Source organism: Oceanimonas sp. GK1, from assembly GCF_000243075.1.
In the GTDB taxonomy this organism is placed as follows: Bacteria; Pseudomonadota; Gammaproteobacteria; order Enterobacterales; family Aeromonadaceae; genus Oceanimonas.
Genome location: NC_016745.1, coordinates 3,370,357 through 3,394,275, shown reverse-complemented (window position 1 = coordinate 3,394,275; position 23,919 = coordinate 3,370,357). Strand labels below are relative to the sequence as shown.

The window sequence follows — 23,919 nt, the reverse complement described above, 5'->3', positions numbered from 1 at the left end:
AAGGCCGGATATTTCCGGCCTTTTTTCGTTGGCGGCTTCAGCTGCGGAACTGATCCACCAGCTGCCCCAGCTCGCCGGCCAGGGCGGCCTGGCGGCCGGCATGCTCGGCCACCCGGGTCGACACCTCGCTGACCTCACCGGCGGCCCCGTGAATGGCGCCGATATGGGCGTTGAAGCTCTCCGCCACCAGGTGCTGCTGCTCGGCGGCGCTGGCGATCTGGGTGGTCATGTCGGTGATCTCGTCCACCGAGGCCTTGATGGCGTCGAACGCCTCCCGTGCCTGACGTGAACGCTGCACCGTCTGCTCCGACTGGTGCTGGCTGGCGGTCATGTTGTCCACCGCCTGGCGGGTCTGCTGGTTGAGATCCGCCAGCAGGCGGTCGATCTCGGCGGTGGACACCTGGGTGCGCTGGGCCAGGGTGCGTACCTCGTCGGCGACGACGGCGAAGCCCCGGCCCTGTTCGCCGGCCCGGGCCGCCTCAATGGCGGCGTTGAGCGCCAGCAGGTTGGTCTGCTCGGCGATGCCGCGGATCACTTCCAGAATGGAATTGATGCGGGCGCTTTCCGCCTCCAGCTGGCGAACGTGCCGGGCCGACTGACCCAGCTGGTCGCTCAGTGCCCGCACGCTGGCTTCCGTATCCAGCATCACGGCCTTGCCCTGCTCGCTGGCCTGCTGGCCCCGGGCGGCCGCCTCGGCCGAGCGGATACAGCTCTGGGCCACCTCGTTGGCGGAAGCCGACATTTCGGTCAGGGCGGTGACCATGCGCTCCACTTCCGTCAACTGATGACCGCTGGCGGTGTCCACGGCGGTGGCGTTCTCGCGCCCGAGGGTCGACACGGCGTTGACCTGGTGGGCGGTGTCCTTGATGCGATTCACCAGTTGCTGAATGGAGGCCAGAAACTGATTGAACCAGCGGGCCAACTCGCCGGTTTCGTCCCGGCTGAGCACCTCGAGCCGGCGGGTGAGGTCGCCTTCGCCCTGAGCGATGTCCCTGAGCCCCTGGCTCACCGCCAGTATGGGTTTGACCAGCAGGCCGGACAGCCACCAGGCCAGCAGCAGCACCAGCAGCACCACCAGGGCGGTGCTGCCGAGGGTGGTCCACAGCATGTGCCGGGCCGGCGCCAGCAGCTCGCGCTCCGGCATCAGGGCGATAAACTTCCAGCCGAGGAAAGGGGAGGGGTAGACCAAGGCCCGCACAGCTTCACCGCCGAGTGTCAGCTCAAGCTGGCCCTGGTCCGTGGCCGCCAGGCGGGCATAGGCTTCGTCCTCCAGCTCGGCCAGGGGGCGGAAGTTGTGCTCAGGCCGGGCCGCGTCCACCAGCACGGTACCGCCGTCCTCGACCAGCATCAGGTAGCCCTGCTCTCCGAGCTGGGCCTGTTTGGCCATGTTGGTCAGCGCCTTCAGGGAGACGTCCATCGCCATGACGCCGTATTCTTCGCCGTTACGGTCTTTGAAGCTGCGCACCACCCCGATCATGGTGTTGTCATCCGCCGCCCAGTAATAGGCCTGAGTGCGCACCACCTGTCCGGGCGCCTCCTGGGCCCGCTGGTACCAGGGGCGCTGGCGGGGATCGTAACCGGCGGTCACCTCGCCCAGGGGCCATTGCACATAGCCCCCGTCCCGGGTGCCCATGTAGACGTAGGCCAGCCCGGGGTGGCTGGCGGCGAAGCGCTCGAATTCCCGGTAGATCTCGGCCTCGATGCCGCCATTGCGATCCGGCGTCATGCGTTGGGCCGGGCCCTGGTGGTAGCGGGTCAGGCTGTCGTCAGCCCGGGCCAGCAGGGGGGAGGAGGCGAGAAAGTCCACGTTTTGGCCAATCTGCTCGAAGTAGGCGCCAAAGGCCTGGTCCAGTTGGTGAATTTCCCCCAGGCCCTGCTCCAGAAAGCGCTGCTCCGCCGATTGGAGGGCCTGGTGGAAGGTAAAGGCGGACAGCAGCGCCGTGGGCAGCAGCGTGGTCAGCAGCAGGGCCAGGATCAGTTTGTATCGAATGCGCATGGGGCTCTCGGGTGGTTCGCGAAGGCGTTAGGGTCACGCCAGGCGCCTCATCACTCTTTCCCCATAGCGTCGCTATCGGTTCCTGTTGCGACAGCCCGGCTTTTCCAATCGTCTCAGCTGCGGAACTGATCCACCAGCTGGCGAACGTGCCGGGCCGACTGGCCCAGCTGGTCGCTCAATGCCCGCACGCTGGCTTCCGTATCCAGCATCACGGCCTTGCCCTGCTCGCTGGCCTGCTGGCCCCGGGCGGATGATGCCGAATGGGAAAGGGGATGGCGCCGTCGACACGTTGGCGCCGAAGAATATCGGTGGCGTGGAAGGCCTGAACAGCGGCCTGGTCGGGGCCGCCCACACCACCGGCTTAGCCTGGAGTGGCGGCTGGTGTGCGGTTGTCGCCCGCGGGCTGCAGCTGCTCCACAATCGGGCGGTTGGCGGCAGGAAACTCGTACGTGTGCAGCTCGCTCACCGGTACCCAGCGGCTGGGCTGGCCTTCACGGCCGTGGGGCTCGCCGGTAAAGGCGGTGACCTTGCGAATGTCCAGGGTCACGCGCTTGTCGCCGTAGTCGTGGTCAATGCGCATAAAGGGCGCACAGGCGGTAACCGTGATGCCGATTTCTTCTTCCAGCTCCCGGGCCAGGGCCTGGGGCACGGTTTCGCCGACTTCCACCTTGCCGCCGGGAAACTCCCACTTGAAGGCCTGATGCTGGCTTTCGCCCCGGCGGCAGATAAAAATCTCGCCGGTGGCGTTCTCAATCACGCCCACCGCCACCAGTACCGATTTTTTGCCTTCAATATTCATTTTCGCCATCCTGCTCCGGCAGCCAGGCGGGATCGCCGGGAATGCGTTTTTCCTCGTCGGCCCATTCACCCAGATCGATCAACTGGCAGCGTTTGCTGCAAAAGGGACGAAAGGGGCTTTGCTCGCCCCATTCCACGGACGTGCCGCAGGTGGGGCAGGGGACGGTCATGATGGTGCTCATTTGATGTTCGCCAGTTCAAAGTCGATGTGGCCGATATCGGTGTTGCCTACCGGCATAAAACGAATGGTAAAACGGTACTTGTTGCCGCTCACCACCGGGTAAACGGGCAGTTCGGTGGGCAGTCGCAGCCGGATCATCTCGGTCTGCTCGGCGCTGTCCTGAAAAAAGCCGGCGTTGGCCCGCTGGGGGGAAAACTGGCCGCTTTCCCGCCACAGGGTCAGTAGCAGGGTCAGGCCCTGTTGCAGCAGGCCGAGCTGCTCCACCCAGGCGTTCAAGTCCTGCTGCTGGCGCTCAACCGGCTGATGTAGCCAATGGTGCAGCTGGGGCACGTCAAAGGCGCAAAGACCACCGGGAATGGCAAAGCGGCTGCGCACCGCCGAGAGCAGCCTGTCGTCGCGCAGGGTCTGGCCCAGGCGGGCGCTGCGGGGCAGTTGCTGGCTGATGGACTCGAGTTTTTGGGAGAATTGCTGCAGGGCGGCGGCGTCCACGCCCGGCACCTGGGCCCAGGCTTCCAGCTTGTTGTTCTGCTGTTCCAGATCCTTGGCCAGATCGCTGCGCAGATCGCAGCGTTCCAGCAGCTCCAGGGCGTCGAGCAGGGCCTTGAACAGGGCGGTGGCCTGGCCGGGGGCGGTCAGGCCCCGGCACTGTTCAATTTGTTGCAGCAGCTCGCTCAGCCGCAGGTAGTTGCGGCACTTTTCGTTAAGGGGAAATTCGTAAACCAGTGATGACATAACACGCTTGGCCTGTGGTTCGAGGCGATAAGCGGCCAGTGTACCCGCTTCACTCCTCAAGAAACAAATCGAGCAGGCGGTTGAGAAAACGCCGCCCAAGGGGCGTCACCTGCCAGTGAGTGCCGGTGTCAGCCAGCAGCTCCAGCCGTTGCGCCTCGGCCAGCGGGGTCTGCAGCCGCGCCAGGGGCTGACCGGTGAGGGCGGTGAAGTCGTGCTGGGGAATGGGCTCGAACAGCCGCAGCCGGTTCATGAAGTATTCCAGCGACAGATCCTGCGTCGCTATGTGCCAGTGTTGATCCAGATAGGGACGCTCGGCATCCAGGTAGCCCCGGGGGTGCTTGACCTTGACGGTACGCAAAATGCGCCCTTCGAGCGGCAGGGTGATTTTGCCGTGGGCACCGCAGCCAATGCCGAGGTAATCGCCAAAGCGCCAGTAGTTGAGGTTGTGTTTGGCCTCGAAGCCGGGTTTGGCATAAGCGGACACTTCGTACTGCTGATAGCCGTGGGCCAGCAGCAGTTCGTGGCCGCGATCAAAGATTTCCGCCAGGGTGTCGTCTTCCGGCAGCGCCGGCGGGCGCGAGGCAAACGGCGTGTTGGGCTCTATGGTGAGCTGGTACCAGGACAGGTGCGGCGGCGCCAGCGCCAGCGCCTGCTCGAGATCAAACAGGGCGTCTTCAAGACGTTGCGCCGGCAGGCCGTGCATCAGATCGATGTTAAAGCTGTTGAGCCCCACGCTGGCGGCTTCCCGGGCGGCAAAGCGGGCCTGCTCGGGGTCGTGGATGCGGCCCAGGCGGCTCAGCTTGTCGGCCTGAAAGCTCTGCACGCCGATGGAGATGCGGTTAACCCCGGCTTTTTGAAAGCCGCCAAAGCGGCCCGCTTCCACCGTGCCCGGGTTGGCTTCCAGGGTGATCTCGATGTCGTCCTCAAAGGGCAGGCGCTCCCGCACCCCGGCCAGCAGCCGGCCGATGGCCTTCGGGCTCAGCAGGCTGGGGGTACCGCCGCCAATAAAGATACTGTGCAGTGTTCGTCCCTGAGCGAAATGCAGGTCGGCATCCAGATCCGCCAGCAGGGCATTCACGTATTCCCGCTCGGGAATGCCTTCCTTCAGGGCATGGGAATTGAAGTCGCAGTAGGGGCACTTCTGCACACACCAGGGAATATGGATATACAGGCTCAGGGGCGGCAGCGTCAGCATCAGCGTTCTTCTCGCAGCAGTTGCTGCAGCTGGTGCAGGGCGCTGGCGCGGTGGCTGTGGCGGTTTTTCTCGGCCGGGGTCAGCTCGGCGGCGGTCTTGTCCGCTTCCGGTACCCGGAACACGGGATCGTAACCAAAGCCGTGCTCGCCGGAGGGCGCCGTGGTGATCTCCCCCTGCCAGCGGCCGGTGCAGATAAGCGGCGTCGGGTCGTCGGCGTGGCGCAGATACACCAGCACGCACCAGAAGGTGGCCTGGCGCTCGCCGGCGGGGACGTCCTGCATTTGTTCCAGCAGCAGCTCGAGGTTTTGCTGATCGGTGGCGTTCGGGCCGGCAAAGCGGGCGGAATACACCCCGGGGCGGCCGCCGAGGGCGTCCACCGCCAGGCCGGAGTCATCGGCAATGGCGGGCAGGCCGGTCACGCGGGCGGCGTGGCGGGCCTTGATGATGGCGTTTTCCACAAAGGTGGTGCCGGTTTCCTCGGCGTCGGTCACGCCCAGCTCGGTCTGGGGCACTACGCTCATGCCCAGCCCGCCCAGCAGGCTTTGCAGTTCGGCAACTTTTTTGGCGTTGCCGGAGGCCAGTACGATGTGTTGGGTCACCTTTCGCTCCTGTGGAATACCGCGAGCGGGCATGATACCACTGCAGGGGAAAGATGTGAGGGGGAAGGCGTGAGGAGAGAGGAGTGAGGGATAAGGAGAGTCTCCTCACTCCTCACCCTCGACACCTCACTCGGTATAAAAGGTATGGCGAAAGCTCAGCTCGCCGCCCTGGCTGGGGCCGCGAATGTCGATGGTGAACAGCACATTGTCTTCGTTGCGGTAGGGATACTGGGCGATGTAGTAGACCGCCTCTCCCTCGCGAATGGTCTGGAATTCCAGTTGCCGTACGTTGCCGAGCAGGTTTTTGCCCTGGCCGCTGAGGGCCACCTGTACCGGTTTGCCGCTGGCGTCGAGCACGGCAATGTTGAGCAGGCCGTTAAAGCGGCTGCGTTCAATGTTGTTGCTCTGGGCCACTTCCGGTGACAGGAAGGTGGACGGGAAGGCGCTGTAGTGCACCGTCCAGTCGCCGATACGGGTTTCCTCGGCGGATGCCTGAAAGGTGAACAGCAGGGCCAGTGCGGTGATCATTGCTTTGAACATAACGATTCCTTTTTACCAGTGGCAGTCATTGATCAGTTTAGGACGGCTGGCCGAGGAGTTCCGCCAGTGCCGGGGGAATTCGGCCGGGGTGGTCGATCACCACCCGCTTGTGGCGGCTGCTGTCGCCGGCCACCAGTTCGACCCGGGATTTGGCCACGCCGCACTCTTTGGCCAGCCATTTCAGCAGATGGGCGTTGGCCTGGCCGTCCACCGGCGGTGCGGTAATGGCCACCTTGAGCTCGTCGCCGTGGCGGCCAAGAAAGGCGTCCCGGCTGGAGCGGGGTTGCAGATAGAGGCTGAGGTACAGCCGCTGTTGGTGCAGCCGGACCGCCTCGGTCACAGCTGCCACCACAGCGGGCCAAACAGGTCACCCATCAGCCAGTTCAGCGCCTGCAGGGCGATAAAGGCCACCAGTATGCTGAGATCCAGTCCGCCCATGGGCGGAATAATGCGGCGCAGCGGCGCCAGCAGGGGCTCGGTGAGCTGGTAGAGCACATATTCAATCTGGCTGCGGCCCTGGCTGACCCAGCTTAGCAGGGCGCGAATGATCAAAATCCAGAACAGCATGACCCCGGCCTTTTTCAGCACGGTGATCAGGCCCACCAGCACCACTGTGCTCCAGTCGGCATACAGCAGGTTCATCGCCTTGAACAGGGACAGCTTGACCGTGGCCACGATCAGCGCCAGCAGCACCGCCGCCATGTCGATGCCGAAAAAGCCGGGGATCAGCCGGCGCAGGGGCTTGAGTACCGGGTTGGTGGCCTTGACCACAAACTGGCTGAAGGGGTTATAGAAGTCGGCCCTGGCCAGCTGCAGCCAGATGCGCAGCAGCACCACCATCAGGTAGAGATCGAAAACCGTGTTGATCAGGTAATAAGCGGTGTTCATTATGCGTCCTTAAAGCTGGCTTTCCAGTTCCCGGGCCCGGGCCACGGCGGCGGCCATGGCGTCTGCTACCAGGCGCTCGAGACCGTTGTCGTTAAAGCTGCGAATGGCCTCGGCGGTGGTGCCACCCTTGGAGGTCACCTGTTCGCGCAGCTCGGCGAGAGACCACTGCGGGTTGGCGGCCACCATGCTGGCGGCACCCAGGGCGGTCTGCTGCACCAGCAGACGGGCTTCCTCGGCGGAAAAACCGCTGCGCTCTGCCTGTTTGGCCATGGCTTCCATAAACAGGAAGAAGTAGGCGGGGGCGCTGCCGGCGGCGGCAATCACCTGATTGATGCCGTCTTCCTCGGCCACCCACAGCGCCTTGCCCACCGCCTCCATCATGTGTTGGCAGTAGTCCCGATCGTCCTGGGTTACATGAGGCCGGGCGTACAGGCCGGTCATGCCGAGGCCCAGCAGCGACGGCGTGTTGGGCATGGTGCGCACGATGCGGGTGTGACCGCCGGCCATCTGTTCCAACCGGGCCACGCTGATGCCGGCGGCAATGGAGATCAGCAGCTTGCCGTTAAAGTCGGCACCGGCGGCGCCGAGCTCGCTCAGCATGGCAGCCATCATCTGGGGCTTGACCGCCAGCACGACGGCCTCGGCCTGGCTGGCGGCTTCGAGGTTGTGCTGAGTGGTGCGAATGCCGAAGTCGGCGGCCAGGGCGTCGAGCTTGGGGCGGGACGGATTGGCGGCGATGATATGGTCGGCCGGGTAGCCGGACTGGATAAGACCAGAGATCAGGCTGCGCGACATGTTACCCGCGCCGATAAAGGCGAGTTTTCTGTGTTCCATCAATGATCACTCAAGGGTTGCGGGAGCCGAAGATGGCAGTGCCCACCCGTACCAGGGTAGAGCCACAGGCCACTGCCAGTTCCAAATCGTTGCTCATCCCCATCGACAGGGTGTCCAGCTGGGGGTGTTTTTTCTGCATTCTATCAAAGAGATGCTTCAACTCTAGTAATTGTGCCCGCAGGGTGTCGGAATTGTCGGTTGCCTCCGGAATCGTCATCAGTCCGCGCAGGCACAGCCTGGGCAGCCTGGCCACCTCGTCGGCCAGGGCCTCGGCCTCGGCGGGGGTGAGCCCCGACTTGCTGGCCTCGCCGCTGACATTGACCTGCAGGCAGATATGGAGCGGGCGCATGTGGGGCGGACGCTGGTCGTTAAGGCGCCGGGCAATTTTCTCTCGATCCACGGTTTGCACCCAGTCGAAATGCTCGGCCACCAGCCGGCTCTTGTTGGACTGCAACGGGCCGATCAAATGCCAGACTGCATCCGGACAGCGCTGTTTCAGGGCGGTGATTTTATCGACCGCTTCCTGCACATAGTTTTCGCCAAACCAGCGCTGGCCGGCGGCATAGGCCGCTTCCACGTCTTCGGCGGGTTTGGTTTTGCTGACCGCCAGCAGGGTGATATCTTGGGCGGCACGGCCGGCCTGAGTGGCGGCGTCGGCCAGGCGGGCGTGAACGTCTTGCAAATGCTGTGCGATAGTACTCATATGAATAAATTCGATTCAGGCTCAAGCGACGGGGAATGATATGGATATTACGGAATTACTGGCGTTCAGTGTAAAGCATAATGCCTCGGATCTGCACCTCTCCGCCGGGGTGCAGCCGCTGCTGCGGGTGGACGGCGAGGTACGCAAGATCAACCTGCCGGTGCTGGACCACCGGGAAGTGCACCGGCTGGTGTACGACATCATGAACGATCGCCAGCGCAAGGAGCTGGAAGAAAACTTCGAGGTCGACTTCTCCTTTGAGCTGCCGGGACTGGCGCGCTTTCGGGTCAATGCCTATCACCAGGCCCGGGGCGCGGCGGCGGTATTCCGGGTGATCCCGAGCGAAGTGTGGACCCTGGCGCAGCTCGGCGGGCCGGAGATCTTTGAGCGCATTGCGGAATATTCCCGCGGCCTGGTGCTGGTCACCGGCCCCACCGGCTCGGGCAAGTCCACCACCCTGGCGGCCATGGTCAACCACATCAACGACCACTTCAACAAGCATATTCTGACCATCGAAGATCCCATCGAATTCGTGCACGACAACAAGAAGTGCCTGGTCAACCAGCGGGAAGTGCACCGGGATACCCATTCCTTCAGCAATGCCCTGCGCTCGGCGCTGCGGGAAGATCCCGACATCATACTGGTGGGGGAACTGCGGGATCTGGAAACCATTCGCCTGGCGCTGACCGCCGCCGAAACCGGTCATCTGGTGTTCGGCACCCTGCATACCTCGTCGGCGGCCAAGACCATCGACCGTATCATCGACGTTTTTCCCGGCGCCGAAAAGGACATGGTGCGTTCCATGCTGTCGGAATCGCTGCGGGCGGTGATCTCCCAGAACCTGCTGAAGAAGGTCAGCGGCGGCCGGGTGGCGGCCCACGAGATCATGCTGGGCACCCCGGCCATTCGCAACCTGATCCGGGAAGACAAGGTGGCGCAAATGTATTCGGTGATCCAGACCGGCATGGCCCATGGCATGCAGACCATGGATCAGTCCCTGAAGCGGCTGGTGGCGAGCGGACTGGTGTCTCCCGCCGATGCCCGTACCAAGGCGGTGGATCCCCAGAGCATCTGATTACTTAACCGGAGAGTACCATGGAGCTGGCCTTATTATTGGGCAAAATGTGCGAGCACAAGGCCTCGGACATGTATATCTCGGTGGGCGTGGCGCCCACTATCAAGACCCAGGGCAAACTGCTGCCCATCGGGGACCACCCGCTGAACGAGCGCGAGACGCTGGCGCTGGTGGAGTCCTGCATGACCGCCGAATGTCGGGAACGTTATCACCGGGAAAAGGAAGCCAACTTCGCCATTCACGACGGCGAGCACGGCCGCTTTCGGGTCAGCGCCTTCTGGCAGCAAGACAAGGCGGGCATGGTGCTCAGGCGCATCGAGAGCCGCATTCCCACCTTTGAAGAGCTGTACCTGCCCGAGGTGCTGCGTGAGGTGGCCATGGCCAAGCGCGGCCTGGTGTTGTTTGTGGGGGGCACCGGCAGCGGCAAATCCACCACCCAGGCGGCCATGATCGGCCACCGCAACCGCCATGCCGGCGGCCATATTCTCACCATTGAGGATCCGGTGGAATTCGTGCACCAGCACGATCAGTCGATCATTACCCAGCGGGAGGTGGGCATCGACACCGAATCCTTCGATGCGGCCCTGAAAAGCTCGCTGCGCCAGGCCCCGGATGTGATCCTGATCGGGGAGATCCGCACCGAGGAGACCATGGCCTACGCCCTGTCGTTCGCCGAGACCGGCCACTTGTGCATGGCCACCCTGCATGCCAACAACGCCAACCAGGCCATTGACCGCATCATGCACCTGGTGCCCGAGAACAAGCATCGCCAGCTGCTGTTTGATCTGTCGTTCAACCTCAAGGCCATCGTGGCCCAGCAACTGATCCCCACCCGGGACGGCAACCAGCGCCGGGGCGCCTTTGAGATCCTGCTCAACACTCCCATCGTGGCCGACATCATTCGCCAGGGGGACATGCACCGGCTCAAGGAGATCATGGGCAAGTCCCGCGAGGCGGGCATGCAAACCTTTGATCAGGCGCTGTTTGACCTCTATGCGCGCCAGCATATAGGCTACACCGAAGCCCTGGCCTACGCCGACTCTCCCAACGATCTGCGCTTGATGATCAAGCTGCAGGACGGCGGCGGAATCGACTCCGGCCTGTTTGACAACGTAACCATCGAATCCTGAGGACTCTATGCTGATAGTGGTGTCCCCCGCCAAGACCCTGGACTACGACACGCCACCGGTGATCGCCGATTACACCCAGCCCGAGCTGCTGTCCCATTCGGCCGAGCTGATTGAGCGGGCCCGCGAGCTGACCCCGGCGGAGATCGGCAAGCTGATGAAGATCAGCGACAAGCTCGCCGGTCTCAATGCCGCCCGTTTTGCCGACTGGCAGCCGGCATTTACCCCCGACAATGCCAAGCAGGCGTTGCTGGCGTTCAAGGGGGATGTATACACGGGCCTGAATGCCGAGACCCTGAGTCAGGACGACTTTGCCTTTGCCCAGTTGCATATGCGCATGCTGTCGGGGCTCTACGGCGTGCTGCGGCCATTGGATCTGATGCAGCCCTACCGGCTGGAAATGGGCACCAAACTCGACAATGCCCGGGGCAAGGACTTGTACGCCTTCTGGGGCAATATCATCACCGACACCCTGAACCGGGCGCTGGCGGAGCAAGGTGATAATGTGCTGGTGAACCTGGCCTCCAACGAGTACTTCAAGGCGGTGAAGCCGAAGCGGCTGGAAGGCCAGATAGTGACGCCGGTGTTCAAGGACGCCAAAAACGGCCAGTACAAGATCATCAGCTTTTACGCCAAGAAGGCGCGGGGCATGATGGCCCGCTACATCATTGAACACCGGCTGACCGAGGTGAGCCAGCTCACCGCCTTTGATACCGCCGGTTATTACTTTGTGGAAGCAGAATCCACCGCCACCGAGCTGGTATTCCGGCGGGAAGAGCAGGCTGCCTGAAAAAAGTGGAAAACAGCGGGAACCTTTAGCGCACGGCATGGCTCTATAAGGATGTGTCTACTGAGTTTCAGCAATTCCCTTTTTTGACTCTCTCTTTTGTTTTAACCGGCCCTCAGGGCCGGTTTTTTTATTCGTCCCGGCTCGGCTTGTCCTTCAGCCAGCGCGGCTGGCCCTTGGCCTTTTTGTCGCGCAGGCGGGTTTTCTTCTTGGGTTGATCGGCCTTTTTGCCCTTGCCGTCGGTGTCTTTCTTCTTGCGGGTCGTGACCGCCGCTTCCTTGTGTTTGGGGCGCAGCTCGTCGATCACCCGGCGTTTGAGCCGCTGGTCGGTGTAGCGTTCCACCTTCACCACCATGGGCATGTCGTGGGCTTCCACCAGGCTGATGGCAATGCCCTTGCGCCCGGCCCGGCCGGTGCGGCCGATGCGATGCACGTAGACATCGGCGGTGCGCGGCATGTCGTAGTTGATCACATGGCTGACCTCGGGCAGATCGATGCCCCGGGCGGCCACGTCGGTGGCCACCAGAATGTTGACCTTGCCGTTGCGAAAGCGGCGCAGGGCCTCGAAGCGTTTTTCCTGATCCATTTCGCCGCGCAGCCAGGCGTTGTCCAGCCCTTCCTGTTGCAGCCGGCTGGCCAGCTCCATCAGCCGCTCCCGGGTCTTGACGAAGACGATACTGCGGGTCACGTCGGGCTGGCGCAGCAGATGGGTGAGCAGCGCGAACTTGTGCTCGGCATCGTCGGCCAGGTGCAGCCACTGGGTGATCTTCTTGCGTTCACTGCGGGGCGGCTCGGCGGACAGCTCCACCGGATCCTTGAGAATGTCGGCGGCGAATTTCATCAGGCCACGGCCTTCCAGGGTGGCGGAAAACAGCATGGTCTGGCGGCGCCAGCGGGCCTCGGCGGCAATGCGGTCCACGTCCTGAATAAAACCCATGTCGAGCATGCGGTCGGCTTCGTCGAGGATCAGCATTTCGATGTCGCGGCTGTCGAACGACTCCTCGTCGATGTACTGCAGCAGACGACCCGGGGTGGCCACAACGATGTCGGTGGTCTTGGTCAGGGCCGGCAGGTGTTTTTCGGCGTTCACGCCGCCGGTGATGGTTTCTACCCGCAGGCCGGTGTCCTTGAGCAGGGCCTTGGCGTCGTCGGCAATCTGCTTGGCCAGCTCCCGGGTGGGGGTGAGCACCAGCACCCGGGCCGGACCGGCCTGGCGACGGGGAAAGTCCAGCAGGTGCTGGCAGACGGGCAGCAGAAAGGCGGCGGTCTTGCCGGTGCCGGTGGGCGCCGAGGCCATGATGTCCCGGCCGCTCATGGCTTCGGGAATGACCTGGCTCTGAATGGTGGTGGGTCTGGCATAGCCCATGCGGGCCAGGGCGCGAACCAGAATGGGGTCCAGCTCCAGTTGCTCAAAGGTCATACTGCTCATGTTCAATTCCGTCAGCCAAAATGGCCGAGTATTATAGGCGAACTTCCATCAAAATACTCACAGGATCACCATGGCCAGCCGCGGTTTTACGCTCAAGCAATTTCATGTCAATCACGACCGCTGTGCCATGAAAGTGGGCACCGACGGCATTCTGCTCGGCGCCTGGGCACCCCTGGGGCAATGCCGGCGCATCCTGGACGTGGGCACCGGCTCGGGGCTGGTGGCGCTGATGCTGGCCCAGCGGGGAGGCGACAGAGTGCACATTACCGGGCTGGAGCTGGACTCGCCGGCGGCGGCCCAGGCCACCGAAAACGTCGCCGCCTCGCCCTGGCCGGAGCGCCTTTGCATCGAGCAGGGGGCGTTGCAGCAGTTTGAGGCCGCTCCCTTTGAGCTGATCGTCTCCAACCCGCCTTATTTTGCGCCGGGGCAGGCCTTTGACTGTGCCGCCCGGGCCAGCGCCCGCCACGGCGGCAGCCTGAGCCTGGCGGCGCTGTTCAGCCATTGCGAGCGGCTGCTGAGCGAAACAGGGCAGTTATGCCTGGTGCTGCCCTGGCAGGCGCGGGAGGAAGCCCTGCTTCAGGCGGACTCAAACGGCTTATTTTTGCTGGAGCAGCAGCAGGTTATGACCCGGGAAGGGAAAAGTCCGGGTCGTTTTTTGCTGCGCTTTGGCAGGATCAAAAACTACGTAATAGAAGGTGAAATTGTCATAAATACTAGAGAAGGTGGATATGGCGATATATACAAAGGTCTGGTGTCCCCCTTCTACCTTAAGATGTAAATTTCGTATTGAAGATAATTTTCACATCATTATGCTACTGGCTAGCTCGCGCGCTGCCAGTTTTTAGTATTTTACAAACCGCGAATGGCAGCGCATCGTCTTGTTGATTTCGTTCGTTTCCGAACGAAACTTTAATAATGCGCGTTGCCGCCACGAGGTTTGCCTTGAAAAAGCCACTGTCCACTTTTGATGTCATGGGTCTCGGCTTCATGACATTCGCCTTTTTTCTGGGAGCCGGAAACATTATTTTCCCGCCCCTGGCCGGTTTTCTGGCCGGTGAGCACCTCACCGCGGCCATGGTCGGCTTTCTGACCACGGCGGTGGGCCTGCCCCTGGCCGGCCTGGTGGCGGCCGCCCTGGCCGGCGGCGGCCTGCCGGTGATGGGGCGTTATCTGCCGCCTGTGGTGATCACCCTGATGGGCAGCGCCATCTTCATTATTATCGGCCCGGCCTTTGCCGCGCCCCGCACCGGTCTGGTGGCCTATGAGATGGGTGTGAAGCCCTTTCTGGATAACCCGGGGCAGGGGACGCTGACGCTGTATACTCTTGGCTTCTTTGGCGTGGCGCTGCTGCTGTCCTTGAGCCAGGGCCGGTTGCTGGAGGCGGTGGGCAAGCTGCTGACCCCGCTGCTGCTGCTGTTGCTGGTGGCGCTGGCCATTGCGGTGTTCGTCAACCCTCAAGGGACTCAGCCGCCGGTGACCGAGGCCTATATGGCCCAGCCGTTCGTGAAGGGCTTTATTGAGGGCTACAACACCATGGATACATTTGCATCCCTGCTGTTTGCCATGCTGATCCTGGACGTGCTGCGCAAGAAGGGCGTGACCGACACCCGTGCCCAGTCCCGCTACCTGATGGCGGCGGCGCTGATTGCCGCCGCCGGCCTGGGCTTTGTGTATATCTCGCTGTTCGTGCTGGGCGGCACCAGCCTGGGTGTGGTGCTGGACGCCAGCAATGGCGGCGAGATCATCAGCGCCTATGTGCTGTCGCTGTTCGGTGAGCCGGGGCTGTGGATTTTGTCGGCCATCGTGACCCTGGCCTGTCTGACCACGGCGGTGGGGCTGGTATCGTCCTGTGCCGATTACTTTCATCACCTCACCGGCAAGGGCAGCTACAAAGGCTGGGTAGTGTTGATCGCCGGCGCCTGCATGCTGGTGGCCAACGTGGGTCTCAACACCCTGATCAGCGTGTCGGTGCCCATTCTGGTGGCCCTGTACCCGGTGGCCATTGCCCTGGTGGTGGCCACCTACCTGCGGCCGCTGATGCGCGCACCGGTGTTCGCCTTTCGCCTGATCATGAGCGTGGCCTTTGTTTTTGGCCTGCTCGACGGCCTGCAGGCCGCCGGCCTCGACATGAGCCTGCTCGACTTTATGCCCCTGTTCGGGGTGGGCATGGCCTGGACCCTGCCCACCGCCCTGGCCGCGGTGATTGGTCTGGCGGCGGGCAAAACGGCGCAACCGGCCACCGCCTGACCCCAGGTACCGGCATGAAAAAAGCGGCGTTAAGCCGCTTTTTTGTTTTGTATGGGAAAAGGCGCTTACAGTGCTGCAATCTCATCCAGTATCTGCGCCACCCAGGTTTCAATACGGGTGTCGGTGTCGTCATACTGGTTGGCTTCGTCCAGCGACAGGCCCACGAAGTATTTGCCGTCCTCGGTCAGTGCCTTGGACGCCTCGAACTCGTAGCCCTGGTTGGGCCAGTAGCCCACCACGCTGGCGCCCCGGGCCACCACCTTGTCGTGCAGCAGGCCCAGTGCATCCTGAAACCATTCGCCGTAACCCAGCTGATCTCCCATGCCAAACAGCGCCACCACATGGCCTTCCAGGTTCAGGGTGTCGATGTCGTCCCAGTGGGATTCCCAGTCTTCCTGCAGTTCGCCAAAATCCCAGGTGGAAATGCCCAGGATCAGAATGGGGTAGTCTTCGGCACGCGCCAGCGGCACATCCTTGATATTATGCAGGTCGACCAGTTCGGCACCGAGCTGGTCGCGAATTTTCTCGGCTGCCATTTCGGTGTAGCAGGTGGTCGAGCCGTAAAACAAACCGATATTCATGGGGCTCCATTCACGCTTTACAGAATGGCGTCATCATAACAGAAGCCGCCGTGCAGGCGGAGTAGGGAGTCAACATGAGTCATCCGCTGATCGACCAATTTATCGACGCCCTCTGGCTGGAAAAAGGGCTGTCCGACAACACCCTGGCGTCCTACCGCAGCGATCTCGGGCATTTCGCCGCCTGGCTGGACGGCGAAGGCGGCAGCCTGCTGGCTGCAGACAGCCTGACCCTGCAGCACTACCTGGCCCATCGCCTCGATTCCGGCTTCAAGGCCAGCAGCACGGCGCGGCTGCTGAGCGTGCTGCGCCGCTTCTTCCAGTACCTGCACCGGGAGCAACTGCGTGCCGACGACCCCAGCGTGCTGATCGCCGGTCCCAAGCTGCCCAAACGCCTGCCCAGGGATCTGAGCGAACAACAGGTGTCTGCGCTGCTCGATGCCCCCGACGCCGGCGACCCATTGGAGCTGCGCGACAAGGCCATGCTGGAGCTGCTCTATGCCACCGGCCTGCGGGTGACCGAGCTGGTGAGCCTGTCGATGGAAAGCGTGAGCCTGCGTCAGGGACTGGTACGGGTCACCGGCAAGGGCAACAAGGAGCGGCTGGTGCCCATGGGGGAAGAGGCCCTGTACTGGCTGGGGCGGTTTCTCAAGGACGGACGGGCGGCGCTGCTGGGGGAGCAGGCGTCCGATGTGGTGTTTCCGTCCCGCCGTGCCCGGCAGATGACCCGGCAGACCTTCTGGCACCGCATCAAGCATTACGCCCTGCGCGCCGGCATTACCCAGGAGCTGTCGCCCCATACCCTGCGCCATGCCTTTGCCACCCACCTGCTCAACCACGGTGCCGACCTGCGGGTAGTACAGATGCTGCTGGGCCACTCGGATCTGTCCACCACCCAGATCTACACCCATGTGGCCACCCACCGCCTGAACGCCCTGCATGAGGAGCATCATCCCAGGGGATGAGCCTCTTACTGTTTGCTTTGTCGTGCGCGTACGTCGGTCAAAGCGTACAGCTCGAAGGCACGCCGTAAACCCCTCCTCGGTCGGGCACGGAGCTGACTGTGAGCATTTAACAGGCAACTCCGCAGTTTCACGAAGCAGCAGTGGGGATTGCCGTAGCCGACCGTCACCTGCCAGGGAAGGCAGGTGCCGAGCGTCCCATGGATGGGCTTGAAGCGTGTCGGCGTAGCGCAACCGCGCTGCTGCTTCGCATGGCGCTTGTACACACAATTCAGACTCTGTTTCGCTTTTGGTGAGTCGTTGCAAATTTCGCCTTGCCCGGTTAGTGTTACCGACCTGTTTAAACAGCCAGTATTTTCCATGTCCGTGTCTTCTCCTCTGCCCATTCGCCGGCGTGAGCCGGTGGCCCACCGGCTGCCTTCCGAGCTGTCTCCTATATTGCAGCGGCTGTATGCCAGCCGGGGACTGACCTCTCCTGAGCAGCTCAATCTGCAGGCCAGTGCCTTGCACAAGCCGGTGTTCAGGGGCATGAGTGAGGCGGTCCGCCTGCTGATGCAGGCGATGGCGGAGCAGCGCCGCATTTTGATCGTGGGCGACTTCGATTGCGACGGTGCCACCAGCTCGGCGCTGATGGTACACGGCCTGCGGGCCATGGGCGCGCAGCGGGTCAACTACCTGGTGCCCAACCGCTTTGATTACGGCTATGGCCTGAGCCCCCAGGTGGTGGAAGAAGCGGTGGCCTTGGGCGCCGAGCTGCTGATCACCGTGGATAACGGCATCTCCAGCATCAGCGGGGTGGCGGCGGCCAAGGCCGCCGGCATGCAGGTGATCGTGACCGACCATCACTTGCCCGGCGACGAGACGCCTGAGGCCGATGCCATCGTCAACCCTAACCAGCATGGCTGTGAGTTTCCGTCCAAGAACCTGGCCGGGGTGGGGGTGGCCTTTTACCTGCTGCTGGCGCTGCGCTCGGCCCTGAGCGAGCAAGGCTGGTTTGAGCAACGGGGCATTCGGCCGCCCAACATGGCGGATTACCTGGACCTGGTGGCGCTCGGCACCGTGGCCGACGTGGTGGCGCTGGACGGCAATAACCGGGTGCTGGTGCACCAGGGCCTGCAGCGCATGCGCGCCGGCCGGTTGCGTCCCGGTATTCAGGCGCTGATCGACATCTCCGGGCGCAACCAGCAGCGGCTGGTGGCCTCCGATCTGGGCTTTGCCCTGGGGCCGAGGCTCAATGCGGTGGGCCGACTCGACGACATGTCCATGGGGGTGGCCTGCCTGCTCTGTGACGATCTCAACGAGGCCCGCCGGCTGGCGGCGCAAATGGACGAGCTCAACCGGGAGCGCAAGGCCATCGAGACCAGCATGCAGCAGGAGGCGCTGGCCACCCTGACCAGGGTGCGTATCAGTGACGGCGCGCTGCCGTCGGGGCTGGTGCTGCACCAGGACGACTGGCATCAGGGGGTGGTGGGGCTGGTGGCTTCGCGCATCAAGGAGCAGTATTTCCGGCCGGTGATCGCCTTTGCCGAGGCTGGCGACGACGAGCTGAAAGGCTCGGGCCGCTCCATTCCCGGGGTGCACTTGCGGGATCTGCTGGAAGCGGTAAACAGCCGCCATCCCGGCCTGATAGCCAAATTTGGCGGCCACGCCATGGCCGCGGGCCTGTCGATAACCAAGGCCGCGCTGGCGCCGTTCAAGGCGGCCTTTGAGCAAATGGTGGAGGAATGGGTCAGCCCCGAGCTGCTGACCGGCGAGATCCTCAGCGACGGCGAGCTGGCGCCCACCGAGCTGACCCTGGAGCTGGCGGAGCAACTGCGCTTTGCCGGTCCCTGGGGGCAGGCCTTTCCCGAGCCGCTGTTCGACGGCGAGTTTCGCATTATTCAGCAGCGGCTGGTGGGCGACAAACACCTGAAGCTGGTGCTGAGTCCGGACGAAGGCCGCACCGTGATCGACGCCATTGCCTTTAACGTGGATCTGGGCACCTGGCCCAACGCCGCCATTCAGAAAGCGCAGCTGGTGTACAAGCTGGATGTGAACGAGTGGAGGGGGCGGCGCCAGCTGCAACTGCTGGTGGAGCGGCTGGCGCCCTTGTAGGTTGTGTGAGACGTGAGAGGTAAGACGTAAGACGTCAAACGTGAGACGTAAAACATTTACATCTCACCCCTCACCCCTTAAAGGGTAAAGGCGCTCACCAGGCCGTTAAGCTCGCCGGCCTGCTGATGCAGATCCCGGGACTGCTTCAGTGACTGCTCGGCGTCACTCGCCAGCTCGTCGGACACGTCCTTGATGGCGGTGGTATTCTGGGTGATTTCCCCGGTTACCTGGCTTTGCTCCTCGGCGGCGGTGGCAATCTGGCTGGCCATGTCGGAAATCAGCCCCACGGCGGCGGTGATCTCTTCCAGGGCGCCGGCGGCGGCCTCGGCGTCTTCCACGCTCAGCTCGGCCATGTTGCGGCTGGCCTGCATCAGTGTTACCGCTTCGCCGGTGGCCTGTTGCAGGGTGGCGATGGTGCCCTGAATTTCCTCGGTGGACGCATGGGTACGCTGGGACAGCACCCGCACCTCGTCGGCCACCACTGCAAAGCCCCGGCCCTGCTCGCCGGCCCGGGCCGCCTCGATGGCGGCGTTCAGCGCCAGCAGGTTGGTCTGCTCGGCCACCCCCTGAATGGTGGCCAGTACGCTGGAAATATCGTGGGCGTGCTGATCGAGGCGGGTGATCACCGCCGCCGCCTGTTCCATTTCCTTGGCCAGCGAGAAAATCGAATCCCGGGTCTTGTTGACCAGCTGCTTGCCCTGCTCGGTGCTGGCGCTCGATTGCTGGGCGGCGGTGGCGGTCTGCTCGGCATTGTGGGCGATTTCCTGGGTGGCCGAGGCCATTTCGGTCACGGCGGTGGCCACCAGGGTAATTTCCTGCTGGGCCCGGCCCAGCTCGGTGACGGTCTGGTTGGCGCGCACCGAGGCCTGCTCGGCGTTGCCTCCCAGGTGTTCGGCCTGGTGACGGATCTGGCGAATAAGCTCCGCCTGGCTGGCCACAAAACGGTTGAAGTTGGCGGCCAGCAGGCCGACTTCGTCCCGGCCGTGCAGCTCGATGCGCTGGGTCAGATCGCCCCGGCCATCGGCAATCTGGGCCAGGGCCCGGGATACCTTGACCAGGGGCCCTAGCAGGTATTGCATCAGCAGGCCGATCAGCACCACGGCGGCGAGGATCACCAGGATGGATACGCCCAGTTGGCGCCATACCAGGCCGGTGAGGGGGGCTTCCAGCGCGGCCTGGTCGAGAACGAACAGCAGTTGCCAGTCACTGTCGGGCACCGCCTGGGCATAGACCAGCTTGTCCGTCTGGTTCAGCTGCGCCGGATTGAGGCGGGTGAGTTGCTGCCAGCGGGACAGGTTGTCCGCGGTCAGCGCGGCGTCAATGCGGGTGGCCGGCTGCAGGGCCAGGCTGGCATCCTGGTAGGCGATGACAGTGCCGTTCTGGCTCAGCATCATGGCATAGCCCTCGGCGGGCAGCTCGATGGCGTTGACGCCGGCAATCAGGCTGGAGATGGCCACGTCGGCCCCGATCACCCCTTGCAGCCGGCCGGCGGTGTCTGTGACCGGCCGGGCCAGGGTGACCACGGTGCCGCCAAAGGTGGCATCCTCGTAGGGCGGTGTAACGATGGCGCGGTTTTCCTGCACGGCCTGTCGGTACCAGGGGCGAACGCGGGGATCATAGTTACTGCGATCCCGGGGCTGGGCATCAAGCATCACCCCCTCGGCAGTACCGAAGTAGCCCAGCTGAAAGTCGCCGGCCTGCTCAATCAGCTGCAATGCCGGATGAGGATCGTCCTGCAAATGGTTGGCGGCGGCGGCGAGCATGGCCTGGCGGCTGTTCAGCCAGGTGGCGATCTTGGTCGCTTCCCGTTCGGCCAGGCCGGCTACCAGGGCGGTGTTGTCGTGGTAGAGCTGGGCTTTCATGTCTCTGAAGCTGAGGCTGCTGAGCACGGCCACGATCAGCACGATGGCTGCAATAAAACTGAGCAGTATCTTGTGCTTTAGTTTCAGGTTTTTCATGTTTTTTAGTATGGGGAGTGGGCAGTGACTGCTGTATCGGCCACTGCCATGAAAAGCTTGAGTGAAATTTAATACTTTAGCTTGTTCGTCGGCAGCGATGCCCCATCGCCGCCGGTGGCCGTCAGTTGCCCAGGATCTGACTCAAAAACAGCTGGGTGCGCTCCGACTGAGGGTGGTGGAAGAAGGTCTCGGGATCGTTCTCTTCAATAATCTGTCCGGCGTCCATGAAAATCACCCGGTCCGCCACGGTGCGGGCAAAGCCCATCTCGTGGGTGACGCACATCATGGTCATGCCTTCCTTCGCCAGCTCGATCATCACGTCCAGCACTTCCTTGATCATTTCCGGATCCAGCGCCGAGGTGGGCTCGTCGAACAGCATGATCTCCGGGTTCATGCACAGGCTGCGGGCGATGGCCACCCGCTGCTGCTGACCGCCGGATAGCTGCCCCGGATACTTTTTGGCCTGGTTTTCGATTTTGACCCGGGCCAGCAGTTTCATGGCCACTTCTTCTGCCTGTCGCTTGGGGGTCTTGCGCACCCAAATCTGTGCCAGGGTGCAGTTTTCCAGCACCGTCAGGTGCGGAAACAGGTTGAAGTGCTGAAACACCATGCCCACTTCCCGGCGAATGGTTTCAATGTTTTTGACGTCGTTGGTGAGCGGGGTGCCGCGCACGATGATGTCGCCCTGCTGGTGCTCTTCCAGCCGGTTGATGCAGCGGATCAGGGTGGACTTGCCCGAACCGGACGGCCCACAGATCACGATGCGCTCGCCCTTGGTCACGGTCAGGTCGATATCGCGTAACACGTGAAAGTCGCCATACCATTTGTTGACCCCGCGCAGGGTTACCATGGCTTCCTGTTGTTGTGCTTCCATGTACTCACTCCACTTGATGCGACTAACGTTTCTTGTGGCCGGTATGCAGCTTGCGCTCCAGGTACTGGCTGTATTTCGACATGCCGTAGCAGAACACCCAGAACACCAGGCCGGCAAACACATAACCCTCGGTGGCGTAGCCCAGCCAGTTGGGATCCGCCAGCCCCGCCTGCACGATGGCCAGCAGGTCGAACAGGCCGATGATCAGCACCAGGCTGGTGTCCTTGAACAGGGCGATAAAGGTATTGACGATGCCGGGAATCATCAGCTTGAGCGCCTGGGGCAGCACCACCAGTACCATCAGCTTCCAGTAGTTCAGGCCCAGGGCCTCGGCCGCCTCGTACTGGCCCTTGGGAATGGCCTGCAGGCCGCCGCGCACCACTTCCGCCATGTAGGCGGACTGAAAGAAAATGATGCCGATCATGGCCCGCACCAGCTTGTCGAGGGTCAGCTCCTCGGGCACGAACAGTGGCAGCATCACCGACGACATAAACAGCACGGTAATCAGCGGCACCCCGCGCCAGAACTCGATAAACACCACCGACAGGCTGCGCACTATCGGCATGTGGGAGCGCCGGCCCAGGGCCAGCAGGGTGCCGATGGGCAGGGCGGCGGTAATGCCCACCACCGCCAGGATCAGGGTCAGGGTGAGGCCGCCCCACTGGTGGGTGGGCACCTCGGTCAGGCCAAAGTACCCGCCATAGAGCAACAGCCAGGCGATGACCGGAAACACCAGCACCATAAAGGGAGCCAGCCACATTTTGCCCGGCAGCCGGGGCAGGGCCAGCCACAACAGCTGCACCACAAACAGCACAAAGGTCAGGTTGATGCGCCACAGCTCGGCGGTGGGATAAAAACCATAGGTAAACTGTTGCAGCCGGTTGGTGATGAACACCCAGCAGGCGCCGCCGCTGACGCAGGCATCCCGGCTGGCGCCGGTCCAGTCAGCTCGGAGAAAGGCCCAGTCGATGATGGGGACCAATATCAGGTACAGGGCGTACAGGCCAAACAGGGTGACCGCCGTGTTGAGCGGGCCGGAAAACAGGTTGGTGCGCAACCAGCCCATCAGCCCGCTGCTGGAGGACGGAGCGGGACGCTCCGGGGTCAGGGTGTCCTTGTACATATTATCTCTCCACCAGGGCCATGCGGCTGTTGAACCAGTTCATAAAGAACGACACCGACAGGCTGATGACGAGGTATACCAGCATGGTGATGGCGATGACTTCAATGGCCTGCCCGGTCTGGTTGAGGGTGGTGCCGGCGAACACCGACACCAGATCCGGGTAGCCGATGGCGGTGGCCAGTGACGAGTTTTTGGTCAGGTTGAGATACTGGCTGGTCAGCGGCGGTATGATCACCCGCAGCGCCTGGGGGATGATCACCAGCCGCAGGGTCAGGCTGTCCTTGATGCCCAGCGCATGGGCCGCCTCGGTCTGGCCGTGGGAAATGGCCTGAATACCGGAGCGCACAATTTCGGCAATAAAGGCGGCGGTGTAAACGGTAAGGGACAACCACAGTGCCAGAAACTCGGGAATAATGGTCATGCCGCCGCGAAAGTTGAAGCCGCGCAGCTCGGGGTAGTTCCATTCCAGCGGGGAGCCCAGTGTCACAAAGGTGATGAGGGGCAGTAAAGTGATCAGCCCGAAGGCCATCCACCAGGCGGGCAGGCGCCGGCCGGTGGCTTCCTGACGGTGGTGGTTGAAGCGGATCAGCCAGACCGCCAGGGCGACGGCCAGCAGCAGGGCCAGCCACACCCAGTGAAAGCCGGCGCCCGGTACGGGCTCGGGCAGGTAGAGGCCACGCACGTTCAGGAAGGCGCTGTCATTCAGGCTGAGGCTGTCGCGGGGGCTTGGCAGGGTGCGCAGTACCGCGAAATACCAGAAAAACATCTGCAGCAGCAGCGGAATATTGCGGAACAGCTCCACATAGGCCGAGGCCAGCCGGGCAATCAGCCAGTTCGGCGACAGCCGGGCGACGCCGATAACAAAGCCCAGCAGGGTGGCACCTATAATGCCGAGAAACGACACCAGCAGGGTGTTGAGCAGGCCCACCACAAAGGTACGGCCATAGGTGTCGGTTTCGGCATAGGGGATCAAGGACTGGGCGATGGCGAAACCGGCCGGATCGTCGAGAAAACCAAAGCCGGTGGTAATGCCCCGGGTGCTGAGATTGTTAAGGGTATTGTTGACGATAAAGCCGATAAAGGCGGCGACGGCGCCCAGCAGCAATATCTGAAACAGCAGGGCGCGCTTGGTCGGGTCGCGCCAGAACTTTACCGGGGGAGGGGAATGTTTGGCCGGTGATGACATGGGCTTCATCCTT

At 62.9% G+C, this 23,919-nt stretch carries 24 protein-coding genes; 7 read left to right on the top strand and 17 right to left on the bottom strand.

The genetic code is table 11. The features are described 5' to 3' along the window. Positions 1–37: 37 nt before the first annotated feature. The 11 genes from GU3_RS15950 to GU3_RS15900 form a co-directional block, all read right to left on the bottom strand. The gene (locus GU3_RS15950; RefSeq protein ID WP_014293565.1) at positions 38–1,996 is read right to left on the bottom strand and encodes a methyl-accepting chemotaxis protein; all 1,959 of its coding nucleotides are present in this window, start codon (positions 1,994–1,996) and stop codon (positions 38–40) included. Between the two features lie 361 nt (positions 1,997–2,357). Continuing rightward, complete coding sequence (gene mutT, locus GU3_RS15945) at positions 2,358–2,795, bottom strand: 8-oxo-dGTP diphosphatase MutT (RefSeq protein WP_014293564.1); 438 nt, start codon at positions 2,793–2,795, stop codon at positions 2,358–2,360. After that, entirely contained in the window at positions 2,785–2,976 is a 192-nt protein-coding gene (gene yacG, locus GU3_RS15940) for a DNA gyrase inhibitor YacG (protein WP_014293563.1), read from the bottom strand. Before yacG ends, mutT begins: the two co-directional genes overlap by 11 nt. Then, complete coding sequence (gene zapD, locus GU3_RS15935) at positions 2,973–3,707, bottom strand: cell division protein ZapD (protein WP_014293562.1); 735 nt, start codon at positions 3,705–3,707, stop codon at positions 2,973–2,975. Before zapD ends, yacG begins: the two co-directional genes overlap by 4 nt. Before the next feature lie 49 nt (positions 3,708–3,756). Next, positions 3,757–4,902, bottom strand: a complete 1,146-nt coding sequence (gene hemW, locus GU3_RS15930) for a radical SAM family heme chaperone HemW (RefSeq protein WP_014293561.1) — start codon at positions 4,900–4,902, stop codon at positions 3,757–3,759. Then, complete coding sequence (gene rdgB, locus GU3_RS15925) at positions 4,902–5,534, bottom strand: RdgB/HAM1 family non-canonical purine NTP pyrophosphatase (protein ID WP_050899381.1); 633 nt, start codon at positions 5,532–5,534, stop codon at positions 4,902–4,904. Before rdgB ends, hemW begins: the two co-directional genes overlap by 1 nt. Before the next feature lie 93 nt (positions 5,535–5,627). Beyond that, a complete protein-coding gene (locus GU3_RS15920; protein WP_014293559.1) occupies positions 5,628–6,041 on the bottom strand; it encodes a DUF4426 domain-containing protein in 414 nt (137 codons plus the stop codon). Positions 6,042–6,078: 37 nt separating this feature from the next. Further along, entirely contained in the window at positions 6,079–6,390 is a 312-nt protein-coding gene (locus GU3_RS15915; RefSeq protein WP_014293558.1) for a DUF167 family protein, read from the bottom strand. Next, positions 6,378–6,929: a YggT family protein gene (locus GU3_RS15910; RefSeq protein ID WP_014293557.1), complete on the bottom strand. Its 552-nt coding sequence runs from the start codon at positions 6,927–6,929 to the stop codon at positions 6,378–6,380. Before GU3_RS15910 ends, GU3_RS15915 begins: the two co-directional genes overlap by 13 nt. A 9-nt stretch (positions 6,930–6,938) precedes the next feature. Continuing rightward, positions 6,939–7,763: a pyrroline-5-carboxylate reductase gene (proC, locus tag GU3_RS15905; protein WP_014293556.1), complete on the bottom strand. Its 825-nt coding sequence runs from the start codon at positions 7,761–7,763 to the stop codon at positions 6,939–6,941. 10 nt (positions 7,764–7,773) lie between these two features. Next, positions 7,774–8,466, bottom strand: a complete 693-nt coding sequence (locus GU3_RS15900) for a YggS family pyridoxal phosphate-dependent enzyme (protein ID WP_014293555.1) — start codon at positions 8,464–8,466, stop codon at positions 7,774–7,776. Between the two features lie 40 nt (positions 8,467–8,506). Between GU3_RS15900 and GU3_RS15895 the strand changes: the two genes are divergently transcribed. The 3 genes from GU3_RS15895 to yaaA are packed head-to-tail and all read left to right on the top strand — an operon-like array spanning position 8,507 to position 11,458. Further along, the gene (locus GU3_RS15895) at positions 8,507–9,541 is read left to right on the top strand and encodes a type IV pilus twitching motility protein PilT (RefSeq protein ID WP_014293554.1); all 1,035 of its coding nucleotides are present in this window, start codon (positions 8,507–8,509) and stop codon (positions 9,539–9,541) included. 20 nt (positions 9,542–9,561) lie between these two features. Next, the gene (locus GU3_RS15890; RefSeq protein WP_014293553.1) at positions 9,562–10,671 is read left to right on the top strand and encodes a PilT/PilU family type 4a pilus ATPase; all 1,110 of its coding nucleotides are present in this window, start codon (positions 9,562–9,564) and stop codon (positions 10,669–10,671) included. A 7-nt stretch (positions 10,672–10,678) separates the two neighbouring features. Beyond that, positions 10,679–11,458, top strand: a complete 780-nt coding sequence (gene yaaA / locus GU3_RS15885; RefSeq protein WP_014293552.1) for a peroxide stress protein YaaA — start codon at positions 10,679–10,681, stop codon at positions 11,456–11,458. 127 nt (positions 11,459–11,585) lie between these two features. Here the strand turns inward: yaaA and srmB are convergent, their stop codons facing one another. Further along, the gene (gene srmB, locus GU3_RS15880) at positions 11,586–12,884 is read right to left on the bottom strand and encodes an ATP-dependent RNA helicase SrmB (protein ID WP_014293551.1); all 1,299 of its coding nucleotides are present in this window, start codon (positions 12,882–12,884) and stop codon (positions 11,586–11,588) included. A 70-nt stretch (positions 12,885–12,954) separates the two neighbouring features. Here srmB and GU3_RS15875 point away from each other — a divergent pair, with 70 nt between their 5' ends. Both GU3_RS15875 and brnQ read left to right on the top strand, forming a co-directional pair. Continuing rightward, positions 12,955–13,662 (top strand): tRNA1(Val) (adenine(37)-N6)-methyltransferase, encoded by a 708-nt coding sequence (locus GU3_RS15875; protein WP_014293550.1) that lies wholly within the window; start codon positions 12,955–12,957, stop codon positions 13,660–13,662. Between the two features lie 194 nt (positions 13,663–13,856). After that, positions 13,857–15,131: a branched-chain amino acid transport system II carrier protein gene (gene brnQ / locus GU3_RS15870; protein ID WP_162470462.1), complete on the top strand. Its 1,275-nt coding sequence runs from the start codon at positions 13,857–13,859 to the stop codon at positions 15,129–15,131. Positions 15,132–15,196: 65 nt separating this feature from the next. Here the strand turns inward: brnQ and fldB are convergent, their stop codons facing one another. Next, entirely contained in the window at positions 15,197–15,712 is a 516-nt protein-coding gene (fldB, locus tag GU3_RS15865) for a flavodoxin FldB (RefSeq protein ID WP_014293548.1), read from the bottom strand. A gap of 74 nt (positions 15,713–15,786) precedes the next feature. Here fldB and xerD point away from each other — a divergent pair, with 74 nt between their 5' ends. Both xerD and recJ read left to right on the top strand, forming a co-directional pair. After that, positions 15,787–16,674: a site-specific tyrosine recombinase XerD gene (gene xerD, locus GU3_RS15860; protein WP_014293547.1), complete on the top strand. Its 888-nt coding sequence runs from the start codon at positions 15,787–15,789 to the stop codon at positions 16,672–16,674. Positions 16,675–17,031: 357 nt separating this feature from the next. Continuing rightward, positions 17,032–18,765, top strand: coding sequence for a single-stranded-DNA-specific exonuclease RecJ (gene recJ / locus GU3_RS15855; protein ID WP_014293546.1), 1,734 nt, complete (start codon positions 17,032–17,034; stop codon positions 18,763–18,765). A gap of 77 nt (positions 18,766–18,842) precedes the next feature. On the opposite strand, the gene GU3_RS15850 is transcribed toward recJ, so the two are convergent. From GU3_RS15850 to GU3_RS15835, 4 genes are all read right to left on the bottom strand, one after another. Beyond that, the gene (locus tag GU3_RS15850; RefSeq protein ID WP_014293545.1) at positions 18,843–20,723 is read right to left on the bottom strand and encodes a methyl-accepting chemotaxis protein; all 1,881 of its coding nucleotides are present in this window, start codon (positions 20,721–20,723) and stop codon (positions 18,843–18,845) included. A 121-nt stretch (positions 20,724–20,844) separates the two neighbouring features. Next, positions 20,845–21,573 (bottom strand): amino acid ABC transporter ATP-binding protein, encoded by a 729-nt coding sequence (locus GU3_RS15845; protein WP_014293544.1) that lies wholly within the window; start codon positions 21,571–21,573, stop codon positions 20,845–20,847. Between the two features lie 46 nt (positions 21,574–21,619). Beyond that, entirely contained in the window at positions 21,620–22,720 is a 1,101-nt protein-coding gene (locus tag GU3_RS15840; protein WP_014293543.1) for an amino acid ABC transporter permease, read from the bottom strand. 1 nt (position 22,721) lies between these two features. Then, positions 22,722–23,906, bottom strand: coding sequence for an amino acid ABC transporter permease (locus GU3_RS15835; protein WP_014293542.1), 1,185 nt, complete (start codon positions 23,904–23,906; stop codon positions 22,722–22,724). Between the last annotated feature and the right edge of the window lie 13 nt (positions 23,907–23,919).